The 16,654-nt window shown below is 63.8% G+C and carries 8 protein-coding genes and 3 pseudogenes; 3 read left to right on the forward strand and 8 right to left on the reverse strand.

The annotated features are described in order from the left end of the window. Nucleotides 1–243: 243 nt before the first annotated feature. Nucleotides 244–702: pseudogene (locus ACT53K_RS04115) on the forward strand (tyrosine-type recombinase/integrase); the annotation flags it as partial. Between the two features lie 78 nt (nucleotides 703–780). Here the strand turns inward: ACT53K_RS04115 and ACT53K_RS04120 are convergent. From ACT53K_RS04120 to ACT53K_RS04130, 3 genes are read right to left on the reverse strand one after another with little or no spacing between them, the layout of a single operon-like run. Then, the gene (locus ACT53K_RS04120) at nucleotides 781–1,932 is read right to left on the reverse strand and encodes an ROK family protein (protein ID WP_476227288.1); all 1,152 of its coding nucleotides are present in this window, start codon (nucleotides 1,930–1,932) and stop codon (nucleotides 781–783) included. Then, nucleotides 1,929–3,101, reverse strand: coding sequence for an MFS transporter (locus ACT53K_RS04125; protein ID WP_476227289.1), 1,173 nt, complete (start codon nucleotides 3,099–3,101; stop codon nucleotides 1,929–1,931). Before ACT53K_RS04125 ends, ACT53K_RS04120 begins: the two co-directional genes overlap by 4 nt. After that, nucleotides 3,098–3,961, reverse strand: a complete 864-nt coding sequence (locus ACT53K_RS04130) for a DUF6528 family protein (protein ID WP_476227290.1) — start codon at nucleotides 3,959–3,961, stop codon at nucleotides 3,098–3,100. Before ACT53K_RS04130 ends, ACT53K_RS04125 begins: the two co-directional genes overlap by 4 nt. Nucleotides 3,962–4,073: 112 nt before the next feature. Here ACT53K_RS04130 and ACT53K_RS04135 point away from each other — a divergent pair, with 112 nt between their 5' ends. Continuing rightward, a complete protein-coding gene (locus ACT53K_RS04135; RefSeq protein WP_476227291.1) occupies nucleotides 4,074–6,785 on the forward strand; it encodes a TonB-dependent receptor in 2,712 nt (903 codons plus the stop codon). Nucleotides 6,786–7,035: 250 nt separating this feature from the next. Here ACT53K_RS04135 and ACT53K_RS04140 read toward each other — a convergent pair. The 4 genes and pseudogenes from ACT53K_RS04140 to ACT53K_RS04155 form a co-directional block, all read right to left on the reverse strand. Further along, nucleotides 7,036–7,149, reverse strand: a pseudogene (locus ACT53K_RS04140) (AlpA family phage regulatory protein); the annotation flags it as partial. 46 nt (nucleotides 7,150–7,195) lie between these two features. Then, on the reverse strand, nucleotides 7,196–7,951 hold the full coding sequence (locus ACT53K_RS04145) for a DeoR/GlpR family DNA-binding transcription regulator (RefSeq protein ID WP_476227292.1): 756 nt from the start codon (nucleotides 7,949–7,951) through the stop codon (nucleotides 7,196–7,198). Between the two features lie 210 nt (nucleotides 7,952–8,161). Then, complete coding sequence (locus tag ACT53K_RS04150) at nucleotides 8,162–10,975, reverse strand: TonB-dependent receptor (RefSeq protein WP_476227293.1); 2,814 nt, start codon at nucleotides 10,973–10,975, stop codon at nucleotides 8,162–8,164. A gap of 398 nt (nucleotides 10,976–11,373) precedes the next feature. Beyond that, a pseudogene (locus tag ACT53K_RS04155) lies at nucleotides 11,374–12,742 on the reverse strand (MFS transporter). Between ACT53K_RS04155 and ACT53K_RS04160 the strand changes: the two are divergent. Further along, on the forward strand, nucleotides 12,735–13,646 hold the full coding sequence (locus ACT53K_RS04160; protein WP_476227294.1) for an endonuclease/exonuclease/phosphatase family protein: 912 nt from the start codon (nucleotides 12,735–12,737) through the stop codon (nucleotides 13,644–13,646). The pseudogene ACT53K_RS04155 and the gene ACT53K_RS04160 sit on opposite strands and share 8 nt — an antisense overlap. On the opposite strand, the gene ACT53K_RS04165 is transcribed toward ACT53K_RS04160, so the two are convergent. Further along, nucleotides 13,590–16,652, reverse strand: coding sequence for an efflux RND transporter permease subunit (locus ACT53K_RS04165; RefSeq protein ID WP_476227295.1), 3,063 nt, complete (start codon nucleotides 16,650–16,652; stop codon nucleotides 13,590–13,592). The two genes, ACT53K_RS04160 and ACT53K_RS04165, sit on opposite strands and share 57 nt — an antisense overlap. Nucleotides 16,653–16,654 lie beyond the last annotated feature (2 nt).

A 16,654-nucleotide genomic window follows, 5' to 3' on the forward strand; every position in this document is an offset into this window, starting at 1 on the left:
GCTCGTCAGGCTCATAACCTGAAGGCCGCAGGTTCAAATCCTGCCCCCGCAACCAATCCAACACACACACCAAACCGCTTCAGGATATCCTTAGGCGGTTTTTTGTCCCTGTTTTCCGTGGGTTATTCCCGAGTCGCATCGTCTCAACGCGCCTCTTTGGACGCCACCGAACGCCAGGACGTCGATTTGCTTTTGGGGGTATTTTCCGGGGTAATCGCCGCAACCCCAGCGGAGTACCCCCAGATGGCGCTCAAGGAACTCGAAGTCCGCTACGCGACCAAGCGGCAGAAGGACTACAAGCTCGCCGACGGTGAGGGCCTGTACCTCCTCGTCCGGCCCAATGGCTCGAAGCTCTGGCGTATGAAGTATCGGTTCGACGGCAAGGAGAAGCGGCTCTCCTTCGGGCGCTATCCCGACCTAAGCCTTGCAGAGGCGCGGCTGCGCCGCGCCGAGGCGAGGGTGGCGCTGGGGCAGGGCAGGGACCCCGGCGCCAACAACAAGTCGCCAGCCGGCAAGACCTTCGAACAGGCGGCGCGTGCGTGGCATGAGAACCGCGAGGGCAATCTCGACGGAGGCCATGCCCAGCGGCTGATGACGCGGCTCGAACGCGATGCCTTTCCGGTGCTTGGCGATCGGCCGCTTCGGTCTATCACCAGTGCGGACGTGCTGGCCATGGTGCGGACCGTGGAAGCGCGCGGCGCGCTCGACGTCAGCCGGCGGATTAAGCAGCATGTCAGCCAGATCTATCGCTTTGCTACCGTTTGCTTTCACTGGATACCGTCAGGCAAAGAATGCCGTACGCAACGGCAGCATGGCGGCACCGATTGCCGCGGCATCAGGACCAATCGCCGATGGCGCGATACGAGGCGCGGGGCGATGATGGCCGCGCCGCTCGGGGTTGGTGAACCGGACGCGTGCTATGATCCGCTCGGCGAGTATGGGCGGCAAACGACCACCGAGCACGATCAGGTCGGGGTCGAGGGCAGCCGAGATGACCGAGGCGACCAGGTTGAACGACGGCGTGCAGACATCCAGCCAGCCGTCGATCAGCGGATCGGCAGGATCGAATGCGGCCAGCATCGCATGGAGGTCGTCATAGGGCTGCCCGTTGGCCGCGAGATAGAGGCGTAGATTCTCGAGATTGGGCTGTGGCCAGCCCTCGGGCAGGACCGAGGCGAACTCGCCTGCATTGCCGTGGCTGCCACGCAGCTGCGCGCCGCCCGCGATGACTCCGCCGCCGAACCCGGCGGCGAAATACAGATAGGCGAAGTCTCGTGTGGTGCGACCCGCGCCCAGCATCGCTTCACCGACCGCCGCGACGTTACCGTCATTGTCGACCCAGACCGGGCCACCGATCCGTTCGGCCAGCATCGTGTCGATCGGTATGAGCGCCCATGGGTCGAGCTGGGCGGGCGGGTTCAGCCGCGCGCCATCGCCGATGAAATAGCCGGTCACGCCGACGCCGATGCCGATCCGTCGGGCCGGATCGAGCGCAGCCTTGGTCACGGTCGCGTCGATCAGCGAAGCGATTTGCGCCGCCGCCCGCGCGAAGTCAGTGCTAAGAAGGGGTGCGTCGGCGCGCGCCCGGATCGCGCCGGTCAGGTCCATCAGCACCAGCGACACCGCGTCGGTCATCACCGACACACCCACCGAGAAGGCGGCATCGGCGAGGAGGCTGAGTTTGGCGCTCGGTTTGCCGCGGCCGGCGATCTGGGGGGCGCCCTCGACCAGCAGGCCGCGGTCGATCAGCGGGTCGACGAGACGGGTGATCGATTGCGCGGTCAGGCCAGTCGCGCGGGCGAGGTCGGCGCGCGAGGCTGTGCCGGTGCGATGGAGGAGCGCCATCACGACGCGTTCGTTTTCGGTCGCGGTGCGGCGCCCGTCTTCACGTAGAAATGCGGGCGCGAACTGGCCCGCGAAGCCATGACTCATGCGTGGACGTCCCTCGGATTGATAGGCGCGATACGCCGTGGCGGCCAAACGCACCAAGCGGCAACCGCGCAGGCGATCAGCAGCGTAGCAACGAAGCTCGTAAAGGCATCGGGCGCAAATGTCGCATGGTCGTCGAGCGCAGCAGTCATTGCCAGCCCGGCCCCGCCAAGCGCTAGCTTGGCAGCCATGGTGTAGAAGCCATAGCTGCGCGCGCCGCGGGCGAGCAGTGGCAGCAGCGCCCAGTCGACCAAATTGGTGCAGCCAAGCAGCATGCCGGTGACCATGATCAACGGCCATCCCTCCAGCCGTAGCAGTACGGCCACGACGGGGATAGCGATCAGGTACAGCGACGCCAGCAAGATCAGGCCGCGACGGGCATCCCGGACGCCCAACGGGACCAGCGCGGCGAGCATTCGGCCGCCTGTCAGCAGCAGGACGGTCGTCCCGGCGTCGGGATGGGCGATCGTGGTCGGTAATTGCAGCATCGCCTTGGTCAGCGCACCGAGCGCGACGATGCCGATCAGGCTACCGACCAGAAACCCGCGCGGTAGCCCTGGACCGATCGGTACCGCTGCCACTGCCCGCAAAGCCGTGGCGCGAGGCATCAGCGGCAGCAAGGCGGCTCCGAGGATCAGCGCAGTCCCGGCAAGCAGCCAAAGCATCACCGGCAGCGACGCGGCGTCGCGCCACCGCGACAAAGCGAGCCCGACCGCACCTGCAGCGATGCCGGTGCCAATCGTGCGCCCGCGCGACAGGCGTGTTGCCGTGCCGGCCGCAGTTGCCGCCAGCCGGGTCAGCATCGCGTTGTGCGGCACGTCATAGGCTGCATAGCAAAGGCGGAAGGCGAGCGTCGCTGCGATCAGCACGGCACTGCCAGATGTCGCGGCGAGAATCGTCATCGGGAATATCAGCGCTGCCCCGGTGAGGCCGATGCCGGCGACCCGTCGCGTTTGCCGCGGATGGCGGTCCAACCACGCGCCGACGCACAGGTCCGCCAGCGCGTTCGCCGCAAGCCCACCCAGGAACAGCCAACCCGCGAGCGCTGGATCGACCCCGAGCAGGCTGACCAGCGCATAGATCGCGACGAGGTCGCTCGCCGTCCATAACAGGCTCTTGCCGGTATGGGCCGCGTAATAGGCGCTATGCACGGCGCGCGGGGACAGCGTCATCGGATCCATCGGACCTTGTAGAGGTGGAGCCCTTCAATCGGGATGCGGCGCGGGTCGGCGCCTTGCGCGGTCATAACGGTGAAGCCGTGCGCCCACCAGCTCTCCTCGGCCTGCACCCAGGCGATGCGGTCGCCCATCGCGCTCACGGCCTTGACGCGCAGTTTGGGATTGAGCGGGGCGATGGCCTTGAAGCTGCTGTCATCGGGGTTGAAGGACCAAGCGCCGTCATCAGTGGTGACGGTATAGTCGCCACTCGGCGCCAGCGACAGGTCATGCCCGTCGCGCCGACCCGGCAGCGGCCAGCGCGCGGTCTCGACGAGACGGGAACCTTGGGCGGTCGGGGTAAGCCGGAACGCCTGGACCAGATCGTGCGACAACGTAAACAGTCGCGCACGCTTGGCATCCCAGACCGCGCCATGCCCGGACGGCAGCGGCACGCTCTGCAGCGGCATCTCGTTGCGGTGGACGTTATAGAGTTCGAGCCGGTTCCCCACCGGATCAATCGACAGCGCGACCGCGACCAGCCCGCCCGGCAGCAGCGCCGCCGAATGCGCCATCGGCGTCTTCGCGCGGAATAGCACCCTGCCGGTCGCTCGATCGATCAGCACCGTTGCGCCGGTCGAGGCGGTGACGAGGAGCTTGCGACCATCGTCCACCGGCTTGCAGTCATCGATATGCGCCAGCAGCGTCGCCCTGTACTCGCCGGGCAGATCGGTCGCCTCACGCGCCGTCCAATGCCACGATTCGGTCGCTCGATCGCTCTCGATCCGCAGTTCGCGGACTTGATCGTCGCCGCAGGCATATAGGTGATCCGGTGTCGTTGCCGATGCGGCGATGGCCGCCAACCCTATAAAGAACATGGACGCTTTCTTCCCGTAAAGCCGTCGACGCATCCCTGCGATGCATCGTCACGTTTATGTCACCTATAGTGATTAAATGACGTGATCATGTCATCCAAAAGGGGGATTCTCCATGTCGTTTCGATCCAGTTTTCGTTTGCTGTTGCTTCTGTCGGCGTCGCTGCCGTGCAGCGCCTTTGCGCAGAGTGTCGCCGCGCCCACCCAGACGGCCAACCCCGAAGCGTCGCTGCTCGCCGGTTCCGAAAAGGATGGCGACATCGTCGTGACCGGCGCGCGGCTGCAGGCGAAAAAGGACATTGCCGCCAAGCGCGAGATCTCGGTCATCTCCGACAGCATCAGCTCGGACGAGGTCGGCACGCTGCCGGACTTCGGTCTGGGCGAGGCTTTGACCCGCGTTCCGGGCATCTCCACCGTTCAAAATAACGGTCGCGGCGAGGCGCAATTCCTTTCGATCCGCGGCCTCAATGCCGATTATAACCTCGTCGAGATCGACGGCGTGCCGCTGCCGGCCAACGAAATCTCCCGCCGCAACGTTTCGTTGGATGTCATCCCGTCGTCGCTGGCCGCACGGGTTGACGTCTACAAATCGATGGATGCGACGATGAACGGAAATGCGATCGGTGGTATCGCCAATCTCCGCACGCGCAGCGCGTTCGACAATGGCGGCAAGCCCTATCTGGGCGGTCGTGCGGATCTTGGTCGCTGGGATTTCCAGCGTGTGCGCGGCGGCAACACCCCATCGGGCCAGGCCGAGCTGGTCGGCGCGACCACCTTCGGTCCCGACCACAAGTTCGGCGTGGTCGTCGCGGGCAGCTATTTCCGGCGCGTCAGTGCCTCACTCGATTCTGCCAGCACGACGCCGCTCTACGTTGATCCGACCACCGGCCAGAAATTGAGCTCGGCGACGACCGATGTCAGCAACGCCGCTGTCGTGCCTTCAGTCCGTCGCTGGCTGCACTATGACAATTTGCGTCAGCGCTACGGCGGCCTCGCCAAGTTGGAGTTTGACGATCATGTGATGTTCAAAGGCGCGCTGACCTTTGCCGATTTCTATCACACCAATGACGAGGATCGGCAGGCCAATAGTGTGACCCCCAACACCGCGGTAACCGCCGCGACCAACAAATACACCAATATCACCGGCTTCACCCCCGCCGGCGGCACGGTCACCAGCGGAAACTATGCACAGGATGACGATTCCCGTTACTTCCAGAAGCGCGGCATCAAATATGCCGACTTTCACGGCGAACTGAGCCCGGGCGAACATATCCGGGCCGATCTGGGCGTGAACTACGCGATCGCTACTTATCATCAGGACGCGACGACTGCGGTATTCCGCATTCCGGCCGGTGCCAACCTCGCTTATGCCTATACGGTCACGCCCGGGCATTTTCCCCAGTTCAACTTCGTCAATCCAGGGGATGTGTTCAATCCCGCAAACTACAATTTCTATGATTATCAGATCACGCCCGATGACCAGAAGGAAAAGGCGCTGACCGGCCGGGCGAACCTGCGGATAAACATGGACGGAGAAGGTCGCGGTTTTGGCGTTGCAACGGGACTGTACGCCCGCTTCGTAGATCGTCGGTACGATCGCACCGTCAGCGATTATGCCCCGATCGCCGGGGCTGCGCGGTTGTCGACCTTCGCCACGCCGCAGAGCTATACGCCCTATAACAGCGGCGGCCAGACCGTGATGTTCTTCGATCCCGCCGCGGTCACGGCGTTCTTCAATGCCAACCCCGCCAAGTTCGTTGCGAATGCCACCAACGCACAGGCCAGCCTGCAATCCGATTATACGCTGACCGAAGACATCAAGGCGGCTTATGCGATGGGCCGCTATGCGCTCGACAGCCTCCAACTTATCGCCGGCATCCGGTACGAGGGCACCGATCTGACGACTGGGTCCTACAATTTCACCACGATCGGCAAAACGACGACGCCAGCCTATGGGCAGCAGAGGCAGCACTATCACGATTGGCTGCCGTCGGCGGAACTCGATTGGAATGTGACGAGCAAGCTCCGCGCCCGCGCTGCGTTCAGCCGGACCCTCGCGCGACCGAATTACAGCGATCTGGCGGGACGGCAGGCCATCGCCATCAATTCCGGGACCAATTTTGTCACGATCACGAGCGGCAATGCGCAGTTGCAGCCACGGCGTAGCGAAAATTATGACGTAAGCCTTGAATATTATGCCAATCGGGACGTGCTGTTCTCGGTGGCAGGCTTCATCAAGAACGTTCGGAACGAAATCCTGACGGTCAGCAACACCGCGCTCCAACCGTATAACGGAGTCATGACGCAGGTCACCACCACCCAGCCGATCAACGCCAGCGGCACGGAGATCCGAGGCGTCGAACTGAACGCGGTGGTCACCCGCTTCTCGTTCCTGCCGCGTCCGTTGGACGGACTGGGCATTGCCGCCAACGTCACCCTGCTGAACCCGACTCCGCCGTCGGTGATGATGACGAATGGCACACGCCGTCAATTGTCGAGCCTGGTCGAAAGCGCGAACGTCGTCGGAAACGTTCGCGCCTTCTACACAATCGGGCCGGTCACGGTGCAGGGCGCGTGGAACCACCTGGCACCACTCCTGCTGACCGTGTCGACCACCGACCCGACCCAGGACGTTAGGTACAAGGCCAGCGATGTCTTCGATGCGCAGGTTCGCGTCCGACTGTCGCGAGCCATCACCGTTGTGGCCCAGGGCAAGAACCTCTCCGACAATCGCCCGATGCGGGTCACGGGGCCCGGCTTTGGCTTGTTGAGCGAGGAACTGGAAAACGGCCGCGCCTATTATATCGGCGCGATGTTTCGCTTCTAAGGCACGGCACGAAATCGGTTCGCGCGGCGGGTCGGCTTTCGCAAGGCACCATCGTTTGCGGGGTGGGTGTACATCGGGGATCGGATGAACGCCCACTTCCGCTGGAAGCTGTCATCCGCGGCCGAGTGCCCGAATGGCAGCTTCGTCCCACCTGTAGCCGAACAGCAGACGGGTTTGTGCTATCCGAATAAGTCGACGCTGGGGGGCGGTGTGAAAGATCGTTGGGAGCCTCGAGTGCTGATCCGGATGTTCTTGGGAGGGGGCCGGCTTCCATCTTCCGGTAGAGGGTGGAGCGAGTGAGGCCGGTCAGGGCAAGGACAGCCTTGATACGGAGGATGCGGTCTGGGTGTGGGGGGCTTGCGATCTGAACCGCAGTTCAGTTTGCCACGTTTCAGAGCAACGCGCGGTGGTCAGGCGACGATCACTTCGGCATGTGCAAATGCCTTTGCGTAGTCTTCCGATAAGGGTAGGTCGGTGACAAGCACATCGACGCCGCTAAACGGCGCGGTTCGGTGTATGCCATGTTGGCCGAACTTCGATGCGTCCGCGCCGAGCACAACACGTCTCGACGTCTCATACGCGATTCGGCTCATTGCCGCTTCGCCCGGATGAAAATCGGTCAAACCATGTTCGAGGCAGATTCCGCCAACCGACAGGATCGCCAAATGTGGGGTAAACTGCCGTACATAGGCCTGCGCGACATGATCCGAAAAGGCGTGGTACGCATAGTCCATTTGCCCACCGGCCAGAAACAGCGTGTTATCATTGATCCCGCCAAGGTCGGTCGCGACCTGGAACGAATTGGTGATAACCGTCAACGCGCGGCGCTCGACCAATTGCTTGGCGATGAAGCAGGAGGTCGTGCCGGAATCGATGAAAAGGATGGCGCCGTCGTCGACCAGTTCGGCTGCGGCCCGGGCGATCCGCATCTTGGCCTCGGTATTCATGCTCATCCGTTGGTTCAACGGGCCCTCGAGCGTCGGATTGGCCAATCTGGCTCCACCATGTTCGCGAACGAGGATACCGCTCTCTTCCAACGCACGTAACTCTCGACGGATCGTCTCGTCCGAAACATCGAGTTCGCCCGCCAATTCGGTAACCGAGACGCTCAGGCCCGAGCGCAGTCGGGATACGATCTCGCGCTGTCGTTTGGATCTCTTCAGCATCCAGCCTCTCTTGTTTGTTCGATAGCATCCTGATGCGGGAAATGGGCTAGCCGGAAAGAGCCGATGGTCAAGCGTCCCGAGGTCGCGATGGCGTGGATCTGGGCCAGGGGCCAAAGAGAATTCTAGTCCACAACCCAGACAAACCGGCCCGCCGATCCAAAAGATCGACGGGCCGGAAAATGGGCGCCTGGGATTCGCCCTTGAGGGAAATCAGAAGTTCGTCGTCAAGGTGATGCTGTAGGTCCGGCCCCAACGCACGATCTGGGGTACCTGATAACTGTCGGGACCGACGGTCCGGTAATAGCTCACATTGTCGAGCAGGTTGGTCGCGGCGAGCACCACCCGAATGTCGTGCGGCAGCGTGTAGCCGAGGGTCGCATCGACACTGCTAGTTGCGCGCTGGGTATCGTTCAATTGCTTGCCGCCATATGCGCCAAAGCGGTAGGCGGCGATTAAAGGCCCATTGTAGCGATACGATAGGTTTGCATACAGGCGCCCCTTCTCATAAAACAGCGCGGCGTTGGCGAGCCGGTTCGGTGTACCCTGCATCTGTTGGGTCACGTCGGTCGAGCTGTCGTTGAGATGCGCCCAACTGTGCTGAAGCGTGAGGTTCCCCGAAATGCCGAAGCCAGATTCCCAGCCGGGCAAATCGACGAGCTGATACCGCGCGGCCAGTTCGACGCCGTACATCCCGGCCGTGCCACCGTTCACCGGCTTGGAGATGGAAGCGACGCCGTTCTGTGCGATCTGCTGCGCGCGGAAGCTTGTGCCGCGATCGTACAGATAGTCGCTCAGCGCCTTATAGAACCCGGCGACGGAGGCGCTGAACCCGCGATGCTGATGTTCGATGCTGGCGTCAAAGTTCCACGACTTGACCGCCTTCAGGTCGGGGTTGCCTTCCGTCACGCTGATCGAGCCGTCCGAGTTGATGGACGTCTGGCTGCCGCCGGCCAGCTGGAAGAAGGCTGGGCGGGTGTAGCTGCGCCAGATCGCGGCACGCACCACGCTTTCGCGATCGGGGCGATAGTTCGCATGGAGGCTGGGGAGCAGGATGTCGTATTCGCTTTTGCTCGACTGGAACCCCTGGGACAAAGCGGGGCTGGTGGTGCCGCTTCCGCTGACCGAGTTCCAGAACACATCGTCGATGGCGGTATGTTCGAAGCGCAGCCCGGGCTGCAATTCAAGACCGCTGAATTCGAGCTTCGCCAGCACATAGCTGGAGAACACGTTCTCATGCCCCGATAGCGTGTTCTTGTTGTAATCGTTCGGAGAGAGCGTGACCGCGTTGGCGGCGGTGCGCGCTGCATCGGTCAGCTTTGCGCCGTCGCCACGCAGGAACGTATAGGGGTAATATTGCTGGTCGATCGAAGCGACTTCGTTCCGCGAGAAGGGGCTGCTCGACCAGGACTGGCCAGCCGGCAAGAAGTTGAGGTTGCTATAGTCGCGCGAGTAGCTGTTGCGCGCGCTGCGAACGAATTTAACACCAGCGGTTATCGAGTCGATCCACGAGCCGATCTTGTACGTGGCGTCGAAACGTCCGCCAACCTTGGATGCCGTGCTGCGCGAGTTGGTGAATTCGCCGCTATCCTGCTGGACGCCATAAAGCGCGTTATTATTGAAGCGGCTGAGCTGTGCCGCGCTCATCAGTGGCAGCGGATAACCATTGCGATAGCTAACGGCGAACGGGCCGTTCAGCTGGTTACCCGCAAAGGTCTGGTACGTGATTTCGGCGTGATCCGGCGCCGCGCTCTTGCCCCAGCTCCAGAACGCACTGTAGCCAAGCGTGAGCCGTCCCGCATCCGTGGTGCCGCCGAAAACGGCCGAGTCCAGGGCCGATTCGGCGGGGGCCGTCTCAAACCAGGCGTGATATTCGCCGTCGCTTTCCGCGTTCTGGTACAGACCGTCCGGGCGGACAACCGCTGCGGAATAACCGTCCGCCTGGATGCTCTTCTGGTAGACGTTCTGCTGGATGTTCGAGACGGCGAAGGTACCCCGCGCGTACAGCTTGGTCGCCCCCATGTGTGCATCCAGTCCCAGAGCACCACCATAACTCACCTGATTGCCTTCGGTGAACTGCGCATTGGTACTAGTCAGCAGGAGGTTGTCCTTCTTGGCAAAGCCAGGAGGATTGCTCCCTTGCTCGCCCTGAGAGACCGCGAACTCCCACTGACCCGCCTGGAAATCGACCATCGTCGAGGCAAAGTTGCGCTTGCCGTAATAGCCGGTGGCATAGACACCGAACTGATCATTGTCGCCGAACTTATGCGAGATTTCGGCCTGTGCCATTACATTGCCCGCTGGCGTGCCGTAATCCATCGCATACTGGCTAAGCCCGCCGCGCAGATAGAGGCCGACGTGCGTTTTCTTGTCGAAGTCATAGGCGGAGGGGGGGCGAAAATCGATGGTTCCGCCGATTGCATCGCCATCCATGTCCGCGGTCGAGGTCTTGCTGACGACGACGGCTGAAAGCCCTACCGGCGGCAGCAAGTCGAGCTGGATCTGGCGCGAATAGGGCATGCCCTGCGCCGCGTTCGCACCGTTGACGAGGTTGACGTTATAGGAGCCGCTGAGACCGCGGAGATAAACAAAGCTCTCGCCACCCCGTGCCGCGCCATCCAGTCCACCGTGATTGCCCGAAGACGGAGATCCAAAGAAATCGGTCGGCGCGACGGAAATCCCGGGCAGGCGCGCAAGTGCGTCGACGACGCTGACTGTCGGCTGACGCTGCAGGTCGGCGCTCGACATAACGCTAGTCGTGCCGGTCGATTCAATCTCAGCCTTCTTCGAGGCCCGGCCCGTGATGATGATGTCTTCGCCTTGGCGGGTCTTGGCGACATCGGATTGTTCGACCGTCACTGCTTGCGCAGCGGTTTGGGCCTGCGGCGCAGTATCGTCGTTCGCATAGGCGACTGGCGGCAGAAGCAGTGCGCCGACTACGATGGCCGAACACGCTGTGCCGTTCAAAAGACGCGGCTTGGGAGCATACGCGCGCGCGGCAGCGCACGCCCATTCGATGGCGTTCATAAGACCCCTTAAATTTAGTGTTGTTGCCTGAACCTTGCTGCCGGGCCGATAGGATCCTGTTGTGAATTTTATGTGATAAATCGAATTTTAATGAGGGGATTTTGACCGAAAATTTTCATTTCGGTCTAAATACCATCATTTTTGTCGGGGAATCCGGCAATATCGGTTGCCCACAGCCTATCGGAACGCTACTGCGAACACATGCAGACTCGCCTCGATCGACGGAGCGTGGCCGAGCGCCGCTTGCGCGCCATCGGCGCCCGGGCGCGGGCTGTGCACGGGTCGGCCGCAACGCGATCGGATGCGCCACGCTCTGATTGTGGGGCAATCCTAAATGCGTGGAATCCGTTCGACGTTCGTTGGCATCGGCGCTGGTCGCGGGATGGCGCGGGGGCGGCTTATGTCCGCCGGTCGCAGAAACGGCTCAAGCACCGGCGCGTCGGCATCGCGATGACGGCCGCTAGGCTCGCCATGCCGGCATGACACAACCAGAAGAGCGGCGTCGGCATGCGTTCATACAGAGCTCCCAGAACGCCAACCACCAGGTTGGCGAAAAAGCCGTGCAGGTAAAAGATTCCTACGGTCACCCCTGCCATGCGGCGGGGTGTCACGCTGGTGACGATCGCCAGGGCGGCGGGCCAAAGCAGGGCGATGCCGAAATCGAGAAACGCAAGGACGATGAGCGGCGCGATGACGGAATGCAGCCCGATCATGCTGAAAAACGACAACAAGGCATAGCCGAGGACGATCACGGCACTCCCCAGCAACAGACGATCACCATGCTGCAATCGCGCCAGCCAATCGATCCGGATCGTGGCGATCACCATGATAATGGTGAGAAGTCCGTCCGCCGTCAAAAACCAGGCGGGCGGGATGGCGAATCCACCGATATCGAGTCGGATCGCGCGTTCGACCCAAACCAGAAACAAGTTCCACACCTGTTCATAGGCGCTGAAGCTAAGCACCGTGACAAGGATCGCGCCGACCGCCGGGCCGATCGACCCTGCCGGAAAGCGGTCGGTGTCGCGTATGGCTTGAAGGCGTGCGACTGGCGTGATCGCCGGCATTCCCACGAACATTGCGAGGCCGGCCAGCATCGCCACGCCCGCCCCGGCAAAACCATAGGCCCAGCCGAACTGCTGCGCCAGCCAGCCGCAGACCAACGGACCCAGCATTGAGGCAGGCCAGATAGCGCGCGAAGACGGTGCCCCGGCGAGGATCTGTTGGCGGAAACAAGTCAGAGACAAGGGCGGCGAGGTTCGCCTTGAGCAAGCCCGTCCCGGCGACCAGCAGCACCAAGGCTGGCAGCAGCAGCGCCGGGACGGTCAGGCATGCGTGTCCCGAAGCGATCGCGATCGCGCCGGCAAGCGCGGCGTCGCGTCGACCGATCACGCGATCGCCGATCAGCCCGCCGATTGGCAGGGCGAGATAGGCCAATGCCGCGTAAAGGCCAAAGATCTGCGACGCAAAGGCCAGCGGCGTCATCGGCCCCCACACGCTCTCCACCCCGTGTCGCAGCGCCGCCACTCCCCAGGGCATCGCCTTGTTCGGTGCCAGGACGTCCTGGATCAAATAGAGGGTCAACAGCGCCTTCATCCCGTGCAGGGAAAAGCGCTCCCACAATTCCATCCCCGCCAGCCGGAAGAACAGGCGGTCCGTGCGGTCGGGAATGGAGACGAAACGTGTCACGGCCGACCCGTATCCAGCCTCGGTTACGATCCGGCGACACAGGCATCTCACCAGTATCAAAGGTTTTGATATGCGCATCGCGTGTTTGACGGCACTTACGTTCGGCTTGATCTCGCTCCTGGCACCGCAGTCTGCTCAGGCCCAGACGCTACGGGTGATGACGTTCAACGTCCGCTATCCCAACCCCGACGATGGCGCGAATATTTGGGCCAACCGGCGAGACGTCTTCGTGCAAACCGTCCGGAAGGCGAATCCCGACCTGATCGGAACACAGGAGCTTTTCCAGTCGCAAGGCGACGATATCGTCCGGGCACTGCCCCGCTATCGCTGGTTCGGCCGGGATCGCTTCGGTGGCCATGCCAACGAACATATGGGGATTTTCTACCGGACCGATCGTCTGCGCCTGATCCGCAAAGGCGACTTTTGGTTGTCCGAGACGCCGGCCACCATCGGCAGCATGGGCTGGGGCGCGACACTGCCCCGGATGGTCAACTGGGGCGTTTTCGAAACCCGCGGCAAGGCTCGGCTACGCTTCCTGATGGTTGATACGCATTTCGCCAACCGCGACGACGAAGACGAACAGGCACGGCGCCATTCTGCCGAACTGATCGCCAAGCGCCTGCCAAAGCTCGCAGGCAACCTGCCGATCATATTGACGGCGGACATGAACGCGACGCCCGATAGCGAAGCCCATAAGCGGCTTGCTGGCGTCCTGACTGATGTCTGGCAAAATGCGGCATCGCGCGCGGGACCAGTCGGCACGTTCCACGATTTCACGGGTAAGCCTCAGGCGATGATCGACTATATCATGGTCAAGGGTTTCCGGCCTGCTGTTGCAGAGGTTCTCACTACGCATCAGGGTGATCGCTACCCGTCGGATCACTTTCCGATCAGTGCGGTCCTCGTTCGGGATCGTGCGCGGCTGCTACCGCCGCCAGCGCCAGACCAGCGCGGGCAGCAGCAGCAGCGTCAGCACCAGTGAACTAGCGAGGCCGCCAAGGATCACCACTGCCATCGGGCCTTGCACCTCGCGGCCGGCCTGGCCGCTTTCCAGCGCGAGCGGGGCGAGGCCGAAGGCGGTGATCAGCGCGGTCATCAGGATCGGCGTCACCCGCTCGCGCACGGCGCGGAGCAAGGTTTCGGCATTCCAGGGTGCACCTTCCTGCTCGACCAGGTGGTCGGCATGCGCCACCAGCAGGATGGCGTTGCGCGCCGAAATGCCGAACAGCGTGACGAAGCCGACCAGCGCGCCGAGTGACAGCACACCGCCGCCCAGCGCCACCGCCGCAACGCCGCCCGCCAGCGCCATCGGCATGCCTGCGACGATCAGCAGCGCCGGCCGCACGCCCCGAAATGCGAGGATCAGCAGCGCAAGGATTGCCAGCGCCGCCAGCGCGACATGGCCTGCAAGCTGCGCCTCGGCTGCCTTCTGCGCCTCGGCCGCGCCGCCCCAGGAGAGGTAGACGCCCGGCGGCAGCGGCAGATTGGCGGCGATCCGCGCGCGCGCCGCCGCGACGAAGCCGGACACGTCCGCCGTCCGGACATTCGCTGTCACCACCTGGCGACGCTGGCCGCCTTCATGCGCGATCAGGGCGCGGCCTTCCTCCAGCCCGATTGTCGCGATGCTGGCGAGGGGAACGGCCTGGCCGGCAGCGCCGCGCACCAGCATGGCGCCGACCGCTTCGGGATCGGCACGCAGCGCCGGCGGGACCACCACCGCTGCAGGCACGGTGCGATCGGCGAGGGTGAGCTGGCCGGCAGGCACGCCTTCGAACAGCGTGTCGATCGCCTCACCCGCATCGGCGGGGTCGACGCCGTGCAGCGCCATCGCCTCGGCATCGAGCGCGACGTGCAGGATCGGCGTGCCGGGCTGGGCCTTTACCTGCACATCGGCGGCGCCCGGCGTTGCGCGGAGCTGGGCGGCGACCTGATCGGCCACCTTGTCCAGCGTATCGAGATCGCCGCCCATCACGCTTACCGACACGGCTGCCGTTTCGCCCGACAGCGATTCACCGATCCGGTCGCCGAGGAAGGTCGTGACTTCGCTCTGCACTGCCGGCGTGTGCTCCAGGATGGCGCGGATCTTTGCCAGCGCCGTGTCTTCGCCGGCACCGCTGACGGGTTTCAGCCGGACATGAAATTCACCGCGATTGGGGCTCCAGGTATCCTCTCCCGCTTCGGCGCGACCGATCTGTTCCTCGACGCTCAGCACTTCGGGCAGCGCCAGCAATTGCCGCGACAGGGTGGTGCCTCTGCGGCGCATCCAGTCGATTGAGGCGCCGACCGGGCCAGTGACCTGCACGACATAATGGCGTTCGCGGAATGAGGGCAGCAGCTCGCCGCCGAATCGCAGTGCGCCGAGCAGCGCCGCCAGGCCGAGCACCGTCGTCACCAGGGCGATGCGGGCAGGAAAGCGTAGCAGCCGGGCAGTGAGGCGGCCATGCCAGTCCTTGAAGCGTGCGAGCAGGCGCGGTTCGGCATGGGGCGCGCCGCGGCCGAGCAGCAGCAGCGCCAGCGCGGGCGTGACCGTCATCGCCACCACCAGCGAGGCGAGCGTCGCGAGCAGGAAGGCGAGGGCGAGGGGGGAAAAGAATGCGCCTTGCAGGCCGGTGAGAAACAGGATCGGCAGGATCGTCAGTGCCAGCACGAAAGTGGCGTAGACCACTGGCCCGCGCACCTCGACCGAGGCATCGGCGATCAGCGCGCGGCGATCGGTATCGGCAGGCGCCTCGCGCAGGCGGCGGACGATATTCTCGATGTCCACAATGGCGTCGTCGATCACCACGCCCAGCGCGACGGCGAGGCCGCCCAGCGTCATGGTGTTGATCGTCTGGCCAGTCGCATCGAGGATGGTCAGCGCGGCGAGCAGCGACAGCGGGATCGACAGAAAGGTGATCGCCGCCACCCGCCAGTCGCGCAGGAAAAGCAGCAGTACCACGGCGATCATCGCCGCGCCGATCCACAGGTCGCGGGCGATGCCGGCCAGCGCCGTTTCGATGAAATTGGCAGGGCGATGCATCGCCGGATAGACGGCAATGCCTTCCGCTTTCAGCGCGGGCAGCAGCTCTGCCAGCGCCGCCTCCACATTGCGGGTCGTGTCGAGCGTGTTGGCGCCATATTGGCTGGAGAGCGTCATCAGCACGCCCGGGCGCCCCATGATGAGCGAGTCGCCAAATGCAGGGGCGGGGGCCTCCACGACATCGGCCACATCGCCGATACGCAGCGCACCGCCGGCGCTGGCGGCCGTCAGCACCGTATGCGCGATGGCGGTGGCGGACAGGTTGCGGCTGTCGGGTTCGATCAGGATGCGCTGGTTGGGCGTATCCGCGAAGCCGCCGCCATTGATCGTCAGCGCGTGGCGGGCGGCGTTGGCGACGTCGCCGACGGTGACGTGGCGGGCGACTAGATCGGCGGGGCGCACGCGGATTTCGATCCGGCGCTGCTCGCCGCCGAAGATGTTGGCGCGTGCCACGCCCTGCGCGGCGAGCAGGCGCGGCCGCACCGTCCACTGGACGCGGTCGCGCAGGTCCATCGGGCTCAGTCGGTCGCTGACGAAGCCGATCTTGACCAGATCCATTGTCGAGGAAGTGAGCGGGGTGATCACCGGCGCGCCCACGCCGGCGGGCAACTGGCCGGCGGCATTGGCCAGCGCTTCGGCCACCTGCTGGCGGGCGCGGAACGGATCGACGCCCGCCTTGAAGGTCAGGGTGAGCACCGAGAGGCCCTGGATCGTTTCCGACCGCACCGTCTCGACGCCGTTGGTGCCGCCGACGATCGCCTCGATCGGGCGCGTTACCAGCGCCTCGACCTGCTCGGCGACATAGCCTGGGGCCTCGGTCTGCACCACCGCCTGGGGCGGCACGAATTCGGGGAACACGTCATAGGCGGCATGGCGGACCGTCTGCACGCCCAACACGAGCAGCAAGCCGGACAGGAACAGGACCAGCCACGGAAACCGCAGCGACTGGCGGACGATCCAGTGGAGCATCG

Source organism: Sphingomonas sp. DMC8 (assembly GCF_056314185.1).

Bases quoted from the DNA above. Each gene is read 5' to 3' on its own strand.
- ACT53K_RS04130 (WP_476227290.1), bottom strand. From the start codon at position 3,961: ATGTTCTTTATAGGGTTGGCGGCCATCGCCGCATCGGCAACGACACCG.
- ACT53K_RS04135 (WP_476227291.1), top strand. From the start codon at position 4,074: ATGTCGTTTCGATCCAGTTTTCGTTTGCTGTTGCTTCTGTCGGCGTCG.
- ACT53K_RS04160 (WP_476227294.1), top strand. From the start codon at position 12,735: ATGCGCATCGCGTGTTTGACGGCACTTACGTTCGGCTTGATCTCGCTC.
- ACT53K_RS04145 (WP_476227292.1), bottom strand. From the start codon at position 7,951: ATGCTGAAGAGATCCAAACGACAGCGCGAGATCGTATCCCGACTGCGC.
- ACT53K_RS04120 (WP_476227288.1), bottom strand. From the start codon at position 1,932: ATGAGTCATGGCTTCGCGGGCCAGTTCGCGCCCGCATTTCTACGTGAA.
- ACT53K_RS04125 (WP_476227289.1), bottom strand. From the start codon at position 3,101: ATGACGCTGTCCCCGCGCGCCGTGCATAGCGCCTATTACGCGGCCCAT.
- ACT53K_RS04150 (WP_476227293.1), bottom strand. From the start codon at position 10,975: ATGAACGCCATCGAATGGGCGTGCGCTGCCGCGCGCGCGTATGCTCCC.
- ACT53K_RS04165 (WP_476227295.1), bottom strand. From the start codon at position 16,652: ATGCTCCACTGGATCGTCCGCCAGTCGCTGCGGTTTCCGTGGCTGGTC.